The following is a 19,390-nucleotide window of genomic DNA, read 5'->3' on the forward strand; positions in this document are numbered from 1 at the left end:
ACAGTTAAACAAGAACACAATCTTGCACAAATTTTAAAGATGATTCTGACTTCCACATCCGTTGTCCAGAACGAGTGAGATTGTCATAATTAATTTCAGTTAAACAAACTAATTCATCCCCTAACCGATAATCGGGATTTTTTGCCTCAAAAAATTGGATATGGGGATTAGTTTGTCGTCCTGATGGAATTTCAATCAACCCTTCCCGTAAAATTTGGGGATGCGGAAATCGGACAATACCACTTGCTTCTTGATATAAGCTACCATAATATTCCTGTGCCAAATTACCCATTAAATGCTTAACATCAGTAGGTGTTGTGACATCATAACGGGGGTAGAAATCTTGCCAAAAAGTAGGGAGAAAACGATAAGTGCGAAAACCAGAGCAAATTAGCAGCCAGTAAAGTTTATTTTCTGCATAATTTTGACGCAGAAAATTGATGGCAGCAATCCAACTTCGTGGTAGTGTTGTACTCGACCAAGCACTAGGATCAACAATAGTGTCGCCAGAATACACTACACTAATTTTTTCTCCCAAAAAAGTCTTTTGGCATAACATCAAAGTTGAAAATCCCTTGAGTGCGTTGGATGTTTCATCTCTCAATAACAAAACCCAGTTTTTGCGCTCTAAATCGACTAGAAACCCATCCCAGGTTATACCTTTAAAGTGATTTTGCAGCAACGCATACATAGCGGTGCGATCGCTTGGTTGCAAATTTTCAACAGGAATCAGCAAACTCTTCATTATTCGGCAATTACCTAAACTTGATTGGTAAGATGTGTTTATTTAACACTTTATCGACCAACTTAGTAAAATTACGGTATGGTGTGACAGATTCCAAAATGGTTATTTATACTACAATTCTATATTCACATCTTGCACCTTCTCAATATAGAGTTGATGGAAATCGCCCACTCTACAAAATAATTAAGATGTATTTAGATTGAGAAACAAAACGCAACATTACCAAAACTTTTGTTGGGTTACGCGATCGCTAATCCAAGCTACTATTCTATACTCCTATTTTTTGACCATCGAGACGGTTTTAGCTGGTTCACATACTCCATATATTCAGCTAATGGTCGATCGATACTAAGAAGCAACTTCGGATTAAAGCGAATATTGTCGTAAATCTTGCCATCCTCATCTCTGAGCATATAGTAAGCCAAGCGAGTACAGAATAACAAAAACGGACTCAGCAAATATCCCACAATACCTTTACGTTTTTCAGTTACATAAATCGGTTGAATTCTCGTTTTTCCAGGTGCAATCGGAGTGTAAGCATATATCATAAACAGTGGTGGAAAAAGCCTAACATCTTTCATCATTGTTAACAAGCCAATGCAGCCATGAGCATAACGCATTGAATACTGATATGAAGAACCAAGAAATCTTTGACCTAACTTTTCTCGAAAGGTAGTTTTGGGGAATTGTCCCCGCATTGTAAAGTCGATTTGCGTCCCTAATTCGCTGCGATGTAGGGATAGATCCATTTTGATATCTAAATGATGAATTGTTTTTAAATGTTGAGCATCAATCCCATTCATCATACAAATATGATGGTGGCAACTTCTTTCAAATGCAATATCAGCTTGTGCAACAATTTCTTTTCCCTTCAAATCATCAAAATCAGCCACTCCCTCTGGTGCTTTAGTATCTGGATAAATCCAGATAAATCCATACTTTTCTTCTGTTGCATAAGCTTGTAATTTAGCTTGGTTAGGAATTTCTGATTGACAGGGAATATTTTGACAAATCCCTGTTTCATCAAATGCCCAATGATGAAATGCACAACGAATCCAATTACCGTCAACCTTCCCAATTCCTAAATCTGTCCCCAAATGAGGGCAGTAAGCATCCAAAGCCCGTACTTGCCCATCTTCACCTCTAAAAATTGCAATTTTTTGACCGCATAATTCTACAGATTTTGCCGTTTTTTTAGGTATTTCATGGCTAGGACAGGCAATATACCAACCCTGAGCAATTACATTCCAATTATTGAATATTTGCATAATTATTTGATAGATAATTATTTAATATTTCTTGTCGTTGGCGAATATCATCTCGATATTTACCAGTCAAAATTCTAAATAACATTTTACCTAAACAATAAGAAGCCCGCCAAGAAAATACAGCATCTTGTAAATCAATATGGCTACGCTCAAATAAAAAATGTCCGGTTAATCCCACCAATTGAGTTAACGGTAAGCCCAAGAGCAACCAAAAATTTTGCAACTTCCAAGTAGAAAAAAGTAAACTGTAAAAAAAGAATATTCCTAGAATGTGTAGAGTAATATTAATTGGATGTTGATGTTTAAGAATAAAAATATCCCAATAGTCTGCAAAAGGATGATCCAGAATTTGATTATTAATCCGATTTTTTAACTTTTGTTGAGGATTATAATAATTCATGTCAAAACTTTCTAGAATTAATTCTTGTTTAGTGCGATCGCACCGATCGCTATCAACACCACCCAGATATCTCAACCGTCCGCTCGATCAACTTGTTATCTTGCTGGCATAACTCAAGACCTATAGCGCAAGCACTAAACGAAGACCTTCATCAACAAGCACCATTAGGCGATCGCCTATCTGTCCCACCCACTCCATCAAAAACGACTTATCCACAGTAATTACCTGAGAAACATTCACAACCGAGTCTTGGGGTAAACCAGTTTCATCTGTTGTCACCAAAATGTTACCTGGAGCTTCAGCCAGTCGCAGATTAGTTGTGAGTACAACAGCAATCACAGTCCGAATTCGGCTACGATTAAACTCATCAGACTGAACGATCAGAACGGGTCTACGATATCCTGGTTCGGAAGCAACAGGCGTTGGCAGGTCTGCCCACCAAATTTCCCCTCGCTGCATCACCAATTTTCCTCAGATATCGTATGGGCTTGTAGCTTTACAAACAATGGATCAAGACTACTGTCTTCATCAGCATATACGGCATCTAACTGTTGAGTAATTTGATCCGGTTTATGCGATTGTAAATATTCTTGAAGTGCTACAGCATAAAGCTGACTACGGGATAACCCCATGCGTTTTGCAAATTCTTCAGCAGCCGCAAAGAGAGGATCGGGGATAGAAATAGCTGTTTTCATAGATTGGTATAACTTTAGTTATACCTTCATGCTACCGATTTTTTGTAATGACGGCAATGGTTCAATAGCGATAGATTTTATACCTTAATAGTCATTATCAGCCACACAAATACCTTTACATTTAATACCGTTCGTAGCAGTGCGCTGACAATGAGGACATAGAACTTTTTCGTTTTCTGTTTCTTTATTTATGTTTATACTCGTGCTTGCCTGGAGCTTATCTTCGTCGGTCTGAAGTTTTACATTCATAAGAATAGAGGAATTATTCGCTGTTTAAATTTTACAAGTTATTGAGAAGTGATTATCTGTGAGGCACAATTGCTGAATAAAGCGATCGCTCCACCCGCCGTAGGTATTACTCTCATCAAAATGATGCGTTATGTTTCGTTAACGTAGCGTAGACGAAAAGCGATCGCACTCAACTACCTGGCTGCAACCAACCCTTGATAGCCGCTTTGACAACTTTAAGATACTTATTCTCTAAGATAAACTCGTCAATTGCTGTTTCACCACTTGCTTGGAGCGCACCAGCGACACAACGCTTGAAACTTGGAGTAGTTTCATCGTTAACATAAGCTTACGGAGAAGAATTAGGACAGAAATAGAAGGGTTGAGGGCATCTCTTTGTAGTTCTAGGACTATTGAATTCACAAGTATTTCACCTTATCTCAAGTATTGGGATCAAGTAAAGCTATATCCGTTTAGTGCGAAGAGTGCGATCACTGTAGGTATCGCTCTAAGCATAAAGTTCCCTTTAATCGGTATATTATATCGATAATAAAACAACGAGAACAACATCCAAAAAGGTAATTGAGATTTGCAAAAACCGTCTGAACAAATACGATAACGATCAACAGGAGTAATGTAATGGATCAAGCAAAGAGAGAACGTTTGGAATCTAAAGGCTGGAAAATTGGCACAGTTTCAGATTTTTTGGAGTTAACGCCCGAAGAAACTATCTTGGTTGAAATTAAGCTAGCTCTCAGCCAAAACTTGAAGGAGCGTCGGCAAAAACTGATGACTCAAAGTGAACTCGCTGCTAAGATTAGTTCTAGCCAACCTCGCATTGCTAAAGCTGAAAATGGCGATGATTCAGTATCAATTGAATTGTTGATCCGGGCAATGTTAGCAACAGGTGCAACCCCTCAAGATATTGGGCAGGTGATTGCAGGTGTGGGGTAAAAGCAATTCAATGCTAAACTCGTTGTTCATATTTCGTCGGTTAACGTTTCTAATCAGCGATGTCTACGACGGGCTACGCCTACGCACTTTATCCACCCTAGGCATCGCTCTCATAAAAATAGTGGATTATATTTCGTTAACGTAGTCTACAATAACAGAGATGCCTACGGCGGGTTGCACCAACGCACTGGCACTTATCCTTGTCTACAACCCTAATAAGTAAGCAAAAGCTTTTATCCTGCCAGAAATTAATACAGTTTTCTCGTGTTGCTGGTTTACCCATTAGCTTATAATCAGCAACATTGGCTGCACCACTACGATGAGGAAAATCAAGGTGTTTGACTACTAACTACAATAAGTCAGACTGCTTAATCCAGGAGTATTTACCAAGTCAGTATTGGCTATCCAACCATTACCGGATAACTCTCCAGGGAAACTTCTGGCAAGGTCGATTTCAACCCAGATGTAATTTTCAGCTTTGTATGACTTAACTACATTACCTGTAAGCAAGTTCACAAACACAATTGTGTTTGGAGAAAGTGTTGCAATATAGGCTCCTTTTGTACTTGGTTGGAGACGTAGAGTTTGAGGTTGTACAAGTTGCCGGCATTCACTGCCAATAGTAGGTTTACTCGACAGGTTTTGAGCGTTGTTATTCGTCTGACAAAATCTCAGCACAGCAGTTTGAATAAACCCTGAAGTCGGAGATTGAATTCTGACAAATCTATCTCCACTAGCTGGTATATATGCCAAAGCAATCTTTGTTTTTGCCGACAATATTCTGATAGCGTTGGATGATGTTGAAGGTTCTTTGAAAATTGGAGTATCTACTTTAGTTGCACGACAACTCGATTGTGAAGAATTGGAGGGAGTCTGTGTGATTTGAGCAAATACAGGTACACTCAGAGCGAACGTAGCAATCTTTACTAGAGTAAAAATATACAATAACTTCTGAAATTCCACGTTTTTTCCTCAATATCACTTACGAAAGACTGTACATTAGATTTGCAACTTATAAACTCTGATATTAAAAGATACTATAAAAATTATTTTGAACCATTAGACTATCATATAATGACTTATTACTACTAATTGCAAGCTAAGTACAATCTCTTAATTATGAATAAATCCAATAATAGTGGAATAGTTGAACAATTTGTCAATGCAGTGATGGGGGTAAAAACTCTTAATCAACAACAGTCTCCAAATACATCAATAGCTACTACACAAGAACTAGATGTTAGAGCAGTTTTAGTTTATACACTAGGGACTATCTTACAAATAGTAGTCATGCTTCTCGTGTTGCTGGGAATAGAAAAAATAGTAATGTTGATTGATACCAATTCTTCTTTTCCCAATTGGTTTAGTACTTTATTAACCGGATTATTTTTTGCTCTATTAAGTATCCGATCACGAATTTTTTCTCTTTTAGATAATACCCGTTCTCGTCAGACTTATGACCAGGTGATCAGACCAAGATGGTCGCCTCCACCTTTAGTATTTCCCATAGTTTGGATGATAATTGCCGTTTTACGGGTAATTTCTTCTGTATTAGTTTGGCAGCAAATGAATCACCAGTTTTTTGTGTTGCCTTTAATTTTGTTTGTGGTGCATCTGGCTTTGGGGGATACTTGGAATACGATTTTTACTGTAGAACGGAGATTAGGTGCTGCTGTTCCTGTGGTTATTTTAGGCCCTTGGTTATCTGCTGTAGTGGTGACGGCAATTTATTGGCAAACTAATCCTTTAGCGGGAATGACTTTATCATTTTCTTGTGTATGGCTAACTGTAGCAGCTGTATTGGTATTTAGAATTTGGCAATTAAATGGATCTGAGCCATTGTATCCTTTAAAACTAACACCTGTGGAAAAATAAATACTCAAAATTCACTTTCATATGAAAGCAAGCAAAAATATCACTTGACTTTTGAGTACCACATAAAACATACATAAAAAACGGTAGAACAATTAGCAATCTACCGTTTTTTAAATTTTTAAATATAAGACATAATTGTAAAAGTCAGATCGGGGATTTATAAACACAAACCGGAACTCTTTTATAAGCAGGTGTGCTACTTTGCGGGTCAATTTTTGCTTGAAATAAAATATTAGCTTCAGGATAAAACATAAAAGCTACACCTTCAAGGATTGCTCCACAAATAATTTCAATATTGTCTAATTCTCCCCTATCTCCTTTCACTCTTATTCGCTGATGTTCATGGAATCCCGCTTTTTTTACATCTAGAGAATTCATTAAAATACAGTGACGATGGGGCATTCCTCGATATTTATCTTCATTGCGATAAACTACAGTATTATGTTGACCATAACTGCGTCCTGTTCCTAAAATTACCACAATTCCTGGCTGATTTTCTGTCACACCAAATGTTTGTTTAGAAGGTAGCGATAATTGTGGTAAAGGTGTGACAAACATCTGTGCTTTGCCATCAGAGGTAGGAAATTTAGGTTCATCTAAAATCCGTCCTTCAATGATAAATTCCTGTTTGTCTTGGTCAATTATGCCAACTTTTTCATAGCCAGGAATGGTTTTAGCAATTAATTTTCTTACATAAACTGTATCTTGCAGCTTCCGCCAATCTATCGGTGTTTTACCATGTAACCGATGAGCAATTTCTGTAATTAATTCTATTTCTGAAATCAGATCAGCATCAGGTGCTTGTAAATGACTTTTACCTTCGTTATTTAACCGTACAAAGTTATTACCTGATTCAGTTGTTGTTTTATGAGGATTTTCAAAGCGGTTGAAGACAGGTAGTATTAAAGTTTGCTGTTTGGCTAATCCGTGAAAGTGTCCTAAGTTCGGTTTAGTAGATACATAAAAAATGGTTTCTATTTGCGACAATGCTTGTTTTGCTTGCTGTAAGTCTGGATTAGCTGCATATAAATTTCCCCCTAAACAAAATAGTGTATCTATCTTTCCTAATTCTGCCGCTGTTATTAAGTCACGGGTATGATAGCCAGGAGTTTCATTGAGAGGTTTTCCTAATAGTTCAGATAGTGCTTGTTTGATTTCTTCCCGCAAGTTTATAGTGACACCCATTGAACCAAATCCTTGCACATTGGAATGTCCTCGAATGGGCATTGTTCCAGCACCAATTTTACCAGCGTTCCCTGTAATTAATGCTGTATTAGCAATACTAAAAACATTATCTACACCGTTAGCATGTTGAGTTATCCCCATTGCCCAGGCAAAAATTACACGCGCTGATTTTCCAATTATATAAGCTGTTGCTGTGATTTCTTCTTGGGATAAACCACAGGTATTAGTGATATCATCCCACGATGTATTGTTAGCGTAATCTATAACTTTTTGCCAATCTTGTGTATAAGATTGTAGATATTCTGTTTTAATCAAGTTCTGTTCAATTAGGGATTTTTGCAAACCTACAAATAATGCAACATCACTACCAGGAATTGGTTGTAAATATAAAGAAGATATATCTGAACCTCCTGTGAGTAAAGATTTGATGGGAAATGCAGGAGATGCAAATTTAACTAAACCTATTTCAATTTGGGGATTAATAATAATTACTTTCCCGCCTCTTTCCCGCAATTTTATCAATTCGTTCATCAATCGGGGATGATTTGCAGGTGCGTTGGAACCAATTAAAACGATACAATCACTATGTTCCAGGCTCTCTAAGCTTACCATTGATGTACCTGAGCCGAAAACTTTTTTTAACCCCACTGTTGAGGGTGCGTGACACAAATCTGAACAGTCTGCTAGATTATTACTACCTAGCGATCGCACTAATAATTGTAGTAAATAGGCAGCTTCATTAGATGAACGTCCAGAACTATAACTAGCAATTCGTGCTGGTGGTAAATTAAAGGCTTGTGTCGCGATGTCATAAACTTCTTCCCAGCTTATACGTTGATAATAGGATGAACCTGATCTGAGAATGAGAGGATAACTTAATCTACCCAAGCGATCGCATTCTTGAGAAGTCAGTTTTTGTAATTCACTGATGCTATTTGCTGAGAAAAAATCTTGTTTAATTCCTGGTTGCAATTCCGCAGCGATCGCTTCTACACTTTTAGCACAGCGTTGTAAATATTCTCCCGCTTCATTAACAAACCCCCCTTTTTGCCCACCCGTACCCCAAGCACAGGATAAACACGCACTTTTATGATTGAGAGTTTGCCATAATTTTAATCCTTGTGGTGAGAGAGTTTTTTCTGCCCAATATTGAATCACAGGTAAACCACCCCCAACAGGGTAGCTAGAATTGGTTTGAGGGAAGTTATCCATACTTAGCTACATCTCTGCTTGTTTAACTAACTATTATTATTACAAAGGAGGCAGAAGGCAGGAGGAAAGAAGTAGAGGATTGGAGAGACGTATCTCTATGTATAGATATCTGCGATCGCAATAAAAGGGAAAAGGTTAAAGGGGAAAGGGGAAAGGGATGATGATTGTCGCCCACAATTGGTCTCGCTTTTTACCTTCCCCATAAAATTTGGATTATTTCGCTTTACTTCGGGCGAGGTTTTTACCTTTCCCCATTCCCCTTTCCCCCTTCCCCTTCTTCATAAATAAAGACGGGTTGCAGCCCGTCTAAATAGCTTGAAAGTGCAAATACACCTTGTATAGTATTGAAAATAACACAGTTAATTTTCTCAAAATAGCCAATTTGCCAAGTCTTGAAGGAGGCAGGATACAAGAAGCGTGACACAAGTCCTGTTATTTCCGGCGAAATCCTTTACCAGACTCAGTGCTGAGTGCTGACTAAATAAGTCATAGTAGAGATTATAGCTACTGGATACAGAAGCTCCTCTAAATGTGTTCTGATGACTGGTTTAGTTTTATATGAAGTAAACCAGTAACAAAAATCAAGGTTTATAAGCATCACATATGAACGTTTTACTTCTATACCCCCGTTTTCCAAAAAGTTTTTGGTCTTTTGAAAAGACTCTGGCTTTATTAGACCGCAAAGCAATGCTACCGCCTTTAGGCTTGGTGACTGTAGCGGCGATTTTACCCCAGGAATGGAATTTCAAGCTAGTAGATCGTAATGTTCGTGTCTGTACAGAGGCAGAATGGGCTTGGGCAGATTTGGTTATTATGTCGGCGATGATTGTGCAAAAAGAGGATTTGCTCTCTCAAATATTGGAAGCAAAGCAGAGAGGTAAACAAGTCGCTGTGGGTGGCCCCTTCCCGACAGCTCTACCAAATGAAATGACATCCGCCGGAGCAGACTACTTGATATTAGACGAAGGGGAAATCACCCTACCTTTATTTGTAGCAGCGATCGCACGGGGCGATCGCACAGGTATCTTTCGCTCTGACGGTGAAAAACCAGATGTCACCAACACTCCAACTCCTCGCTTTGACTTGCTAGAGTTTGAAGCATACGCGGAGATGTCAGTGCAATTTTCGCGCGGATGTCCTTTTCAATGTGAATTCTGCGACATTATTGTGCTGTACGGTCGCAAACCCCGCACTAAAAACCCAGAACAAATATTAGCAGAACTTGATTACCTCTATCAACTGGGTTGGCGGCGTAGTATTTTTATGGTGGATGACAACTTCATCGGCAATAAGCGGAATGTCAAATTATTTTTGAAGTCCCTTTTGCCCTGGATGGTGGAACATAACTATCCCTTTTCCTTTGCTACAGAGGCTTCAGTTGATTTAGCCCAAGATCAAGAACTGATGGACTTGATGGTAGCGTGTAATTTTGGAGCCGTTTTTCTGGGAATTGAAACCCCCGACGAAGAAAGTCTCACTTTTACTCAGAAATACCAGAATACGCGAGACTCACTCAGTGAGGCGGTGAATAAGATTACCCGCTCAGGACTGCGAGTCATGGCAGGTTTTATTATTGGGTTTGATGGCGAAAAAGCAGGTGCAGGCGCACGAATTGTCAAATTTGTCGAGCAGACAGCAATTCCCACAGCCTTGTTTAGTATGTTGCAAGCACTTCCAGATACAGCCCTCTGGCATAGATTAGAAAAAGAAGGACGACTCCGCAATAAATCAGCCAACATCAACCAAACCACGTTGATGAACTTTGTACCAACTCGACCGTTAGAAGACATCGCTCGTGAATATGTGCAAGCCTTCTGTGATTTGTATGAGCCAGAACGGTTTTTAGAGCGCACATACAAACACTTCCGTCTTTTGGGCGAAGCAACCTACCCGAAAAAGGGCAAAGGTGCCAAAAAACCATTGAACTGGAAAGTACTCCGAGCGTTGCTGGTGATTTGTTGGCGTCAAGGTCTACTTCGTCAGACGCGCTGGCAATTCTGGCGCAACTTGTGGAACATGTATCAGCATAATCGAGGTGGGATGAGTAGCTACTTAGCTGTTTGTGCCCAAATTGAGCATTTCTTGGAATATCGCCAAATTGTTCGGGATGAAATTGAGGCTCAAGTAGCTGAATTTCTGGAAGCAGAAGCTAGAGTAAAACCGGAAGCAGAAGTCATGGAAGTGTTAGGAAGCGTTACAAAATAACTCAGACAGCAGTTCTTAAAATTCCACACAGCCGTAACACACCCTACTGGCGTGGCAAAGCTAAAGTCGTGCATTAGAAAAAAAGCAGAAAACATTGATTTATCTCAATTTTCTCAAAAATCTATTGAAACATTTTAGGCTTTCACGCCCCTACTTAATATTTACTTTTTGAAGAAGAATTCAGAATTCAGAATTCAGAATTCAGAATTCAGAATTCAGAATTCAGAATTCAGGAGTCAGAATAAATCAGTCGGGGATTCAGACCCGCGACTGATTGAAAACCACCAAATCGTAGATTTGGTGGGGGTCTTAAACCCGGTCATTCAGACGCTCGTTCGCGTAGCGTGTCGTAGACAAGACTCGCTAACGCTACGAAGCACCGCCAGTCATACAGAAAACATTGCTGAATTCTGACTCCTGACTCCTGAATTCTGTTCGATAAATAGGCTCTTATATTTTCTAAATTTCATATTCAAGTAATTAATTCACTTCTCAATAACGAGCTAATCAGTTTGATTAATAGCTCTCAGCTAATATATAAAAAAAGTCCGCTTTCGCGGACTGTGGACATTGGATAAGGTTAAGTTGTCACCAAGAGTGTCTACAAGATGTTAGACTCAATATTCATTCTTTCTTAGTCAACGTTAAAAATCAAGTTCCACACACTAAATGTTAGGACATAACTCCTTGATTTAAGTCTTTTTTAGATGTTATCTAAAAACAAATTCTACGTAGTTTTAATTCCGTAGCTAGTCGATAAAAAGCTATTTTTAACAAAAAAATGAATAAAAGCGCTATACTTTCAGCTAAAAATAGTAATTTATATCACTAATAACTCAGACATAATTAAGAGATTTATGTCGGAATTGATGGAAAATCCAAGTCTTTTTATTCTCGGATTTAAACCAGGTTTTGCAATGTGATATTTAAATTGAGAAATATTGAGATTTTACTTAGTTTGAAAGATATTTTGTACCATTTTTTTGTCGGCATTTGCCGCTGCACTATCCAACTCTGCAATCTCACTGGCATCTAATTGCCAACCCAACGCACCAAGATTCTCCCTCGCTTGTTCAACGCTCTTGGCTCCAGGGATGGGAATGGTTCCTTTAGAGATGCACCAATTAATTGCTACCTGTGACATGGTTTTGTTTCTAGACTGTGCCACCTCTCGCAAACATCCCAACAGCGATCGCATTCCTGGTAATATCTGTCTAAATAGCAGACCTCGGATGCCTTTGGGCAAAGGGCCTTGCTCAGAGTATTTTCCTGTTAGTATTCCCAAAGCGAGAGGGCTGTAGGCAATCAATTTAATTCCCAACTCATCACAAAGGTCTTTGAGCTTGAGTTGAGTGACAGGATATGTAGACAACAAAGAGTATTGAACTTGCAAAGTTGCAATCGGAACGCCTCGTTCAGCAAACTTTTTCTGCACTTTCCTAAGTCGTTTCGGCCCATAATTGGATAGTCCCACTCCCTTGACCAGTCCTTGCTCATATACATCGGCAAGACCATCTAACAGCCCTTCTTCTTGCCAAGGGGCATAATTCGCTGTAGACCAGTGCATCTGTACCAAATCAACATTTCTTCCCAGGCGTTGAGCAGATGACTTACAAGCCCTTACCATTGATTGGCGTGTCCATCTCCACGGGTAAGCAGCAAGCTTAGTAGCAATACAAATATTGTCTTTGTCTGAACCTACATATTCTCGGTTGAATCGTCCCAGCAGTAACTCACTGCGACCATTCAATCTCCCAGTTCCATAGGAATCACCTGTATCAAATAAAGTTACACCGTTGCTTACACAAAGGTTAAAGACGGCTTGCAATTGGTCATCCATGCTTTCGTCATATCCCCAAAGCAGTTGATTGCCCCAGGCCCAAGTCCCACAGCCCATGCTTGGGAGGAAGAGTTTTTGGAGAGTCTGCATTTTTGCTCTGTGTAGATTGCCTTATTAATTATCAGGCATTAATTATTTATGCGATCGCGTTGCGAAAAAAATGGTTGACATCCTCACCGCCGTGTTCGCCCTTGGCGTTCCCGTTCGCGCAGCGTCTCCGTCAGGAGAAGGGTACGCACTGTGATTCTGGAGTAATGAGTAATAAGTAATAAGTAATAAGTAATGAGTAATGAGTAATGAGTAAATACCCGTTTTTCATCCACTCCTTACTCATTACTCCTTACTCATTACTTTAAAGCCGTGCTGGAAGAATGGGGTTTTAAACCCATTTTTCGGATAAAGTCGAGCTTAGACCCTGATTAAAACTTAAGCGCAAAAAATTGCTCCTCTTGGGGAAACCACAAGAGGAGCAATTTTCGTTCTAAGAGAGACGTAGCATTCCGCATCCGCAGGAAATAGGCATTAAACCCCTTCATTCCAGGTAATTGTTTAATAATGTGACCTTTCCCTAGAAAAATAAGGAATCAGTTGCATGAAACAGTATGCTATTAAGCAGCATTCTGATAAAAATAAATTTGTCTAATGAAAAATAATTCTGCGAAGGAAAAAAATGCAGGCATTTCCCGATTTGGCAAAGCTAATTTTAGAGTCACGAAGAAACAAATTTTATTCAGTACCCTTATTTTATGCCTTGGTTTGCTGGGAATAGGTGGTTTCTGGTTTAAGTCCAGATATAAATTTGATGACAAGATGACTCTAAAACTACAAGAATTATCGAATGTCGATTATCCAGTTAATCCCGCACCTCTAGGCAAAAACTTTCAAAGATATTCCAATAGAAAATTAACAATTATTAAGAGAGATGATACGCATTTTGATTTTGTGCTTGAGCCAACAGACAACAAAACGGCACAAATCATTATAAAAAATGTTGATTTAGAGCTATTAGTCCCAAAAGCACCCGAATGGGTTAAAAAAGATCAAGGATTAGAAATAATTGCTTTTACAGACCGGGAGTGGAATAGACAACAGGTTAGTTTTCCCGCTAATTCCAAAAATCTAGAAATTGTTGGAGGAGATGGTTTTGAAAAGCAAAATCTCGTAGAGGTTGCTTTGGCTAATAATTGCTTAAATGCCGGATTTTGGGAAATTTTGCTTTTCACTAAAGAGGATGGTAACAAATCTCTTTATTATCAAAGTTGGTTTACCTTTCCGATGGGACATTACAAAAATATTTTTGAAAAAATTAATAATATTTCCTATTGGAAGCATTGGTGGAAATTAGAACACTGGCAAGACCCAAGTGGCACAATATTAAAGACTAATCTTCTGAGAAATATAATTGATGAAAAAGAAGTCGCTACTCAGTTCCCCCTAGACGAAAGGATAATTGTATCCGGAGAGCAAGGTAGAAAAGTTAGAACTACGCTAGCGACTAATGTCACAAAATGGGGAGATTTTTACGACCCTAAAAAAGAAATTAAATTTGCAAGTTTTCGACCACCAGGATTTTATGATCAAAATAAGCCTTGGGGAAATCAATACTGGAGAATAGGCAAATTTGATAAAGCTATTTTAAGGAACATTAAACCGATTGGTGTTGAACAAAATTTACAGGAAATTGAGTTACTATTCACAGATACTAAGACTAGTGAACAAAATAAATTATTCATTAGTGGGATTGATCTCAAAACACTCCCTCAATTGACTGTACAAGAGTATCCTAACGGCTTATATATGCCAATGGGAATTGGGATACCTCCTTTTTATCAAAGCTACGATGAATTAACAAAAAATCATCCAGATGTCAGCCCTTACTTCAGTTTTTTACTAGATTCACAAGAGCGTTGGATAGATCATCACCATTTAGCGGTAGATGGTACAGTAATGCACCTTGATAAAAATAACCCAAATCTTTTGCATCTTTACTTGCTATCCTACGAAAGGAATACTTTAATAGCTCATTTTTTGATAAATTTAAAATAGATAACTGACTTCTCTTATTATCTAGCAAGAGAAGAAGAATTTTCACATTTATAATTTAAATAACTGGTTGACTTTGATATTTAGTCAATCGGTATTTGTTTCAGTAAAGCTATCCACATATCAGACGGATCGGAGTAGTAATCAACTTCTTCAACTTGATATTGATAAGATTCACAACCTTCTCGTAAGATAATGCGATCGCAGGGTTTAATACCTTTGCCGACTCCAGTCATGTAACCGATCATTCCTTCATTAAGGCGCTCAAATACGTAGTCACTTCCCCAAACTTGTTGGGTATAATCATGGATTTTATTCTTTTGTTTTAATGGATTAGCTGGAAAGCTAACCAAAGATAACTTATTTAAAAAACTAAAACTTAAGTTCATACCTGTTCTGATTGAAGAGAAGGCACTTAAAAACAAGTGAAAAATAGACCTAATAATTCAAAAGTCAGTTTGTTTAAGACTTAATTCTGAGATATTAATGTTTAATTGATACTAAATGGATCTTCTGTAAGATAAACCATTGATGTCATGATGATGCTGTTTTTTAGGTAAAAGTTCACTATTTTTCATATTATTGACTAGTTTGTTACCTTTAATCTTCAGTATTTCATACAACACCAGATGTTATGGCAGCTATTGTTTTACTATTCACTTAAATTTACAGTACTGGGAACCGCAGATTCAACTGTAAAATCACCGAATTATTGAACAATATTTGGTCAGATATGAGTGTTTTTTTGTTAAAAATACAATATTAATTTATAAATGTTTTATGTCTTAAGAATGTCGTCTATGTATCTTTTTAAGATAAATAGACTTTAGTCTACATTCCTGGTTTTTAGGACTACATCTACCTGTTTCAGTAGTAATTCTAGGGTAGAAGAGTTATCTAAAACGACATCTGCATGAGCAACTTTTTCTTCGATAGATAATTGGCTGTTGATCCTGGCTTCTGCTTGTTCTCTATTTAAATGGTTTCTTTGTATCAATCTTTGTAGTTGTTGCTCTTGGGAACAATGCACTACCCAAATTTCTGTAACCAAATCAGTCATTCCCGCTTCAAATAAGAGAGGCACTACTAACACCAGTGTTTGTGAGGAAGATTGGGCAATTGCTGTGAGGAAGCGATCGCGCACATAAGGATGAATCAAATCATCTATCCAGTTGCGTTCATCTTGACAATTAAAGATAACTTCGCCTAACTTTTGGCGGTTGAGGCTGCCATCTGCTAGTAAAATTTGTTCGCCGTAACGTTGAGCGATCGCACCCAGAATCGGCGAACCTAAAGCTACTGCGTCTCTAGCATAAATATCTGCATCCAAAATCGGCAAGTTATAAGCGCTAGCCAAATAATTTGTGACGGTGGTTTTGCCTGTAGCAATACCGCCAGTTAAGCCGATTATATGTTTTGTCATTTGTCATTTGTCATTTGTCATTTGTTATTCTCGCCTGCTCTCTCATCTCAGAGGTTGAATGAACAAGTGTTTCGCTGTGACTTTAGGTACTTTTAGATCCCCCCTAGCTCCCCTTAAAAAGGGGGAACCGGAATCAAAGTCCCTCAATTTATCGGGGGATTTAGGGGGATGTAAAATTTTTGATACCGACAAGAGGACTTTTCAAACATCCTCTAAGAATTGGTTGCCCATGTAATCAGTGCTTGGGTTAAACCGTCTAAAGTATATTCTTCAGCTTCTATGTCCACACGCCCAAATAAAGAATGGCAAGTTTTGGAGGTTTGGGGGCCGATAGAGGCAATACAAACTTCTTCTAAGAATGGGCTAGGATCAGAGTTGTTGGAAAATATATTGTTAGTAAGTTGACAGAAAAATTGTACAGTTTTAGAACTAGCAAAAGTAATTACATCTACCTGGCGGTTTTGGAGAGCTAACTTTGCCGCATCTGGAATACCATTAGGACAACAAGATTGATATGCGGCAACTTCTATCACCTTTGCTCCCTTGAGAGTTAATTCCTGAACCAAAATTTCTCTTCCGCCGCTTTCAACTCTGGGAAATAAAACCTTCTTACCATCCAGTTTCTCTGGAAAATTTTCCACTAAAGAATCGGCGACAAAGTTGGGGGGAATAAAATCTGCTTGAAGAGAGCGTTGTTTAAGACCTTGGGCTGTTTTCTCACCAACAACGGCAATTTTGACGCCAGCTAAAGCACGGGTATCTTTACCTTGGGTGACTAACCTTTCAAAAAAGTAGTCTATGCCGTTGGTAGAAGTGAGAATTAACCAGTCGAAGTCAGATAAATGAGCGATCGCATTATCCAAAGCTTCCCAACACGAAGGTGGGCCGATTTCTAAGGTAGGCATTTCGATGACTGTTGCACCTGATGCGATGAGGCGATCGCTAAATTGACTCGATTGGCCAACTGAACGTGTTACCAAGATTGTTTTACCAGTAAGGGGAAGGGGAGAGAGAGACAAGTTGCTTGACATAGCAGAGGGGCTAGGAATTTTGGCTGTAGTTGAATCCTGACAATCTATTTTCTCAGGTTGTAAGTACTTGCGTAGCCCAACAACTTCGCCAATCACAATTACCGCCGGAGAAAGGGATAATCCGGTGGTTTGTTCCAAAATATTGCCCAGTTGCGCTGTCCAAATTTGTTGATCGGGAGTTCCTGCCCAACGGATGATGGCAATGGGTGTTAAGTGCGATCGCCCGTGTCGTACCAGTTTATGTACAATCTCTGGTAAATGTTGGCCTCCCATCAAAATTACCAGTGTCTCTAAGCGTGACAGTGCCTCCCAATCTAAAACCTCTGGTTCGTGAGCTGTAAATACTGCAAAACAGCGGCTTAAAACTGGATCTGTCAGGGGAATTCCTGCTAACAAAGGTGCTGCAAGGGCTGAGGAAATTCCTGGTACTAGTTCAAAATCACAACCGGATGCTTTCAACGCTTCAATTTCGGAAGCGCAACGCCCAAAAATCAACGGATCACCTGATTTGAGTCGTACAATTTGTTTTCCTTGTAGACAGTGTTTTACCAGTAACTTGTTAATCTCTGCTTGGGCTGTACTGGGTTTGCCACCGCGTTTGCCAACATCTAACTTTAGGCAATCATCTGGTACGCACTGCAATAATTGAGCATCTACTAAAGCATCGTAGACTAACACCTGAGCCGTAGCTAAAAGATTGTAAGCTTTTACTGTTAGGTATGCCACATCTCCAGGCCCAGCACCTACCAGGTAGACTTTACCTCTGTTATTTGTCATCTGTCATTTGTCATTTGTCATTTGTTATTTGTCATTCTTCTCTTGCTCCCCCTGCTTCTTTCCTAGTACAGCACGGCGGAAATAAACCACCCATTCCAAATCAATGAAACGCTTAAATTGTATTCATTTTCAATTTTTAATTTTTAATTTTTAATTCCGCCTAGCGGTACTAGTCCCCAATCCCTTTATTGCGTTAATTTTTGGATTAGCTGATCAACTTGCTCAAGCATCTCCTTGTTTGCCTCTGCTTGGAATAACTCTCTGGCTTTTTTGAAATTAACGATCGCTTCTTCTAGTTGTCCTTGCCTTCCCAAAGTGACGCCCAAATTATAGTAAGCATAAGCATCGTTGGGTACGAGGCTAATGGCTTTTTTGTAATGTGCGATCGCTTCTTGTGGTTTGCCTTGATCGTCCATCGCATTTGCCAAACCTGTGTAAGCTTGTGCATGTTTCGGATCAAGGCGAATCGCTTGGGTATATTCGGCGATTGCTTCTGTTGGTTTTCCTTGAGCGTATAAAGCACTTGCTAAATTATAGTGAGCGTCTGCATACTTGGGAGCGAAACTTATGGCTTTTTTGTACTGAGCGATCGCTTCTTCTAGTTGCCCTTGAGCGTACAGAGCATTTCCCAAGGCGTTATAAGCGGCTGAATTTTTCGGATTGAAGGCAATGGCTGCTGTATATTCGGCGACTGCTTCTGTTGGTTTTCCTTGAGCATACAAAGCGTTCCCTAAGTAATAGTGAGCGTCTGCATACTTGGGATGGAAGCTAATAGCTTGATTGTATTGGGCGATCGCTTCTTGGAGTTTGCCTTGATCGTACAGAGCATTTCCTAAGTGAAAGTGGGCTTGAGGATACTTAGGATCAAGGCTGATGGCTTTATTATATTGTGCGATCGCTTCTTGGAGTTTGCCTTGATCGTCGAGAGTATTTCCCAAAGCAATATAAGCTTGGATAAATTTTGGTTCTAGTTCAATTGCTTTCCGAAAAGCTGCCTCTGCTCCTTTTAAATCTCCTTGTGTTTGGAGATTGGCTCCTCGCTCGAAGTTAGCAACTGCGTTTTTGTTCTGAGGAAGTGCTGCTTGATTTGAGTTTGGAATTTTTGATAAAACAACGCCAACATCTTTAGCAAAGACAGTATTCCCATTACTCAAACACAAGCAGATAATAGCTGCTACCAGTATATTCTTGTTTTTCAGCATTTTTATTACCTTACCTGCTTGGTTTACATGTAATATTGAGTTCGGCTGTCATCGTAAAAACACTCAACTCTCAGTCCCGCAAGCGGGGAACTCGGCGCCCCTTCTGGGGATTCTACCGTGTATACACAACTCGAATTACCCCCCTTAATCCCCCCTTATAAAGGGGGGATTAAGAAATCTAGTTCCCTCCCCTTTACAAGGGGAGGGTTAGGGTGGGGTAAAATCCAGATTCATCAGGTATTTCAACTGGGGATTAGGGGCAGGGAGCAAAAGCGCAGCTTTATCCGGGTTCTAGCAGGAATTATAA

The 19,390-nt window shown here is 39.1% G+C and carries 17 protein-coding genes; 4 read left to right on the forward strand and 13 right to left on the reverse strand.

The features are described from left to right. Positions 1-4 precede the first annotated feature (4 nt). From RRG12_RS15460 to RRG12_RS15485, 6 genes are all read right to left on the reverse strand, one after another. Positions 5-745, reverse strand: coding sequence for a hypothetical protein (locus tag RRG12_RS15460; RefSeq protein WP_420759901.1), 741 nt, complete (start codon positions 743-745; stop codon positions 5-7). Between the two features lie 263 nt (positions 746-1,008). Then, complete coding sequence (locus RRG12_RS15465) at positions 1,009-2,013, reverse strand: Rieske 2Fe-2S domain-containing protein (protein ID WP_420759902.1); 1,005 nt, start codon at positions 2,011-2,013, stop codon at positions 1,009-1,011. Next, positions 1,997-2,488 carry an Mpo1-like protein gene (locus tag RRG12_RS15470; RefSeq protein ID WP_420759903.1) on the reverse strand — a complete coding sequence of 164 codons (492 nt, stop codon included), beginning with the start codon at positions 2,486-2,488 and terminating at the stop codon, positions 1,997-1,999. Before RRG12_RS15470 ends, RRG12_RS15465 begins: the two co-directional genes overlap by 17 nt. A 45-nt stretch (positions 2,489-2,533) precedes the next feature. Continuing rightward, a complete protein-coding gene (locus tag RRG12_RS15475; protein ID WP_420759904.1) occupies positions 2,534-2,872 on the reverse strand; it encodes a type II toxin-antitoxin system PemK/MazF family toxin in 339 nt (112 codons plus the stop codon). Further along, entirely contained in the window at positions 2,872-3,108 is a 237-nt protein-coding gene (locus RRG12_RS15480; RefSeq protein WP_420759905.1) for a ChpI protein, read from the reverse strand. The genes RRG12_RS15475 and RRG12_RS15480 overlap by 1 nt, the downstream gene beginning before the upstream one ends. A gap of 480 nt (positions 3,109-3,588) precedes the next feature. Next, complete coding sequence (locus RRG12_RS15485; RefSeq protein WP_420759906.1) at positions 3,589-3,759, reverse strand: hypothetical protein; 171 nt, start codon at positions 3,757-3,759, stop codon at positions 3,589-3,591. Between the two features lie 216 nt (positions 3,760-3,975). Between RRG12_RS15485 and RRG12_RS15490 the strand changes: the two genes are divergently transcribed. Beyond that, complete coding sequence (locus RRG12_RS15490; RefSeq protein WP_420759907.1) at positions 3,976-4,290, forward strand: helix-turn-helix domain-containing protein; 315 nt, start codon at positions 3,976-3,978, stop codon at positions 4,288-4,290. 345 nt (positions 4,291-4,635) lie between these two features. Here RRG12_RS15490 and RRG12_RS15495 read toward each other — a convergent pair whose 3' ends face one another. After that, positions 4,636-5,253: a hypothetical protein gene (locus tag RRG12_RS15495; RefSeq protein WP_420759908.1), complete on the reverse strand. Its 618-nt coding sequence runs from the start codon at positions 5,251-5,253 to the stop codon at positions 4,636-4,638. Positions 5,254-5,409: 156 nt separating this feature from the next. On the opposite strand from RRG12_RS15495, the gene RRG12_RS15500 reads away from it, so the two are divergent. Further along, the gene (locus RRG12_RS15500; RefSeq protein ID WP_420759909.1) at positions 5,410-6,165 is read left to right on the forward strand and encodes a TspO/MBR family protein; all 756 of its coding nucleotides are present in this window, start codon (positions 5,410-5,412) and stop codon (positions 6,163-6,165) included. Between the two features lie 144 nt (positions 6,166-6,309). Here the strand turns inward: RRG12_RS15500 and RRG12_RS15505 are convergent, their stop codons facing one another. Then, the gene (locus RRG12_RS15505) at positions 6,310-8,562 is read right to left on the reverse strand and encodes an FdhF/YdeP family oxidoreductase (RefSeq protein WP_420759910.1); all 2,253 of its coding nucleotides are present in this window, start codon (positions 8,560-8,562) and stop codon (positions 6,310-6,312) included. A gap of 603 nt (positions 8,563-9,165) precedes the next feature. Between RRG12_RS15505 and RRG12_RS15510 the strand changes: the two genes are divergently transcribed. Then, positions 9,166-10,767, forward strand: a complete 1,602-nt coding sequence (locus RRG12_RS15510) for a B12-binding domain-containing radical SAM protein (protein WP_420759911.1) — start codon at positions 9,166-9,168, stop codon at positions 10,765-10,767. A gap of 949 nt (positions 10,768-11,716) precedes the next feature. Here RRG12_RS15510 and RRG12_RS15515 read toward each other — a convergent pair. Beyond that, positions 11,717-12,697 (reverse strand): aldo/keto reductase, encoded by a 981-nt coding sequence (locus tag RRG12_RS15515; RefSeq protein WP_069070349.1) that lies wholly within the window; start codon positions 12,695-12,697, stop codon positions 11,717-11,719. Positions 12,698-13,249: 552 nt separating this feature from the next. Here RRG12_RS15515 and RRG12_RS15520 point away from each other — a divergent pair. After that, a complete protein-coding gene (locus tag RRG12_RS15520; protein WP_069070348.1) occupies positions 13,250-14,653 on the forward strand; it encodes a hypothetical protein in 1,404 nt (467 codons plus the stop codon). A gap of 80 nt (positions 14,654-14,733) precedes the next feature. Here the strand turns inward: RRG12_RS15520 and RRG12_RS15525 are convergent, their stop codons facing one another. From RRG12_RS15525 to RRG12_RS15540, 4 genes are all read right to left on the reverse strand, one after another. Beyond that, positions 14,734-15,039 (reverse strand): hypothetical protein, encoded by a 306-nt coding sequence (locus tag RRG12_RS15525; protein ID WP_069070347.1) that lies wholly within the window; start codon positions 15,037-15,039, stop codon positions 14,734-14,736. A 437-nt stretch (positions 15,040-15,476) separates the two neighbouring features. After that, a complete protein-coding gene (gene coaE, locus RRG12_RS15530; RefSeq protein WP_420759912.1) occupies positions 15,477-16,073 on the reverse strand; it encodes a dephospho-CoA kinase in 597 nt (198 codons plus the stop codon). A 212-nt stretch (positions 16,074-16,285) separates the two neighbouring features. Continuing rightward, a complete protein-coding gene (gene cobA, locus RRG12_RS15535) occupies positions 16,286-17,881 on the reverse strand; it encodes a uroporphyrinogen-III C-methyltransferase (RefSeq protein WP_420759913.1) in 1,596 nt (531 codons plus the stop codon). Between the two features lie 185 nt (positions 17,882-18,066). Beyond that, positions 18,067-19,083, reverse strand: coding sequence for a tetratricopeptide repeat protein (locus RRG12_RS15540; protein ID WP_420759914.1), 1,017 nt, complete (start codon positions 19,081-19,083; stop codon positions 18,067-18,069). Positions 19,084-19,390 lie beyond the last annotated feature (307 nt).

The organism is Nostoc sp. CALU 546, assembly GCF_048836525.1.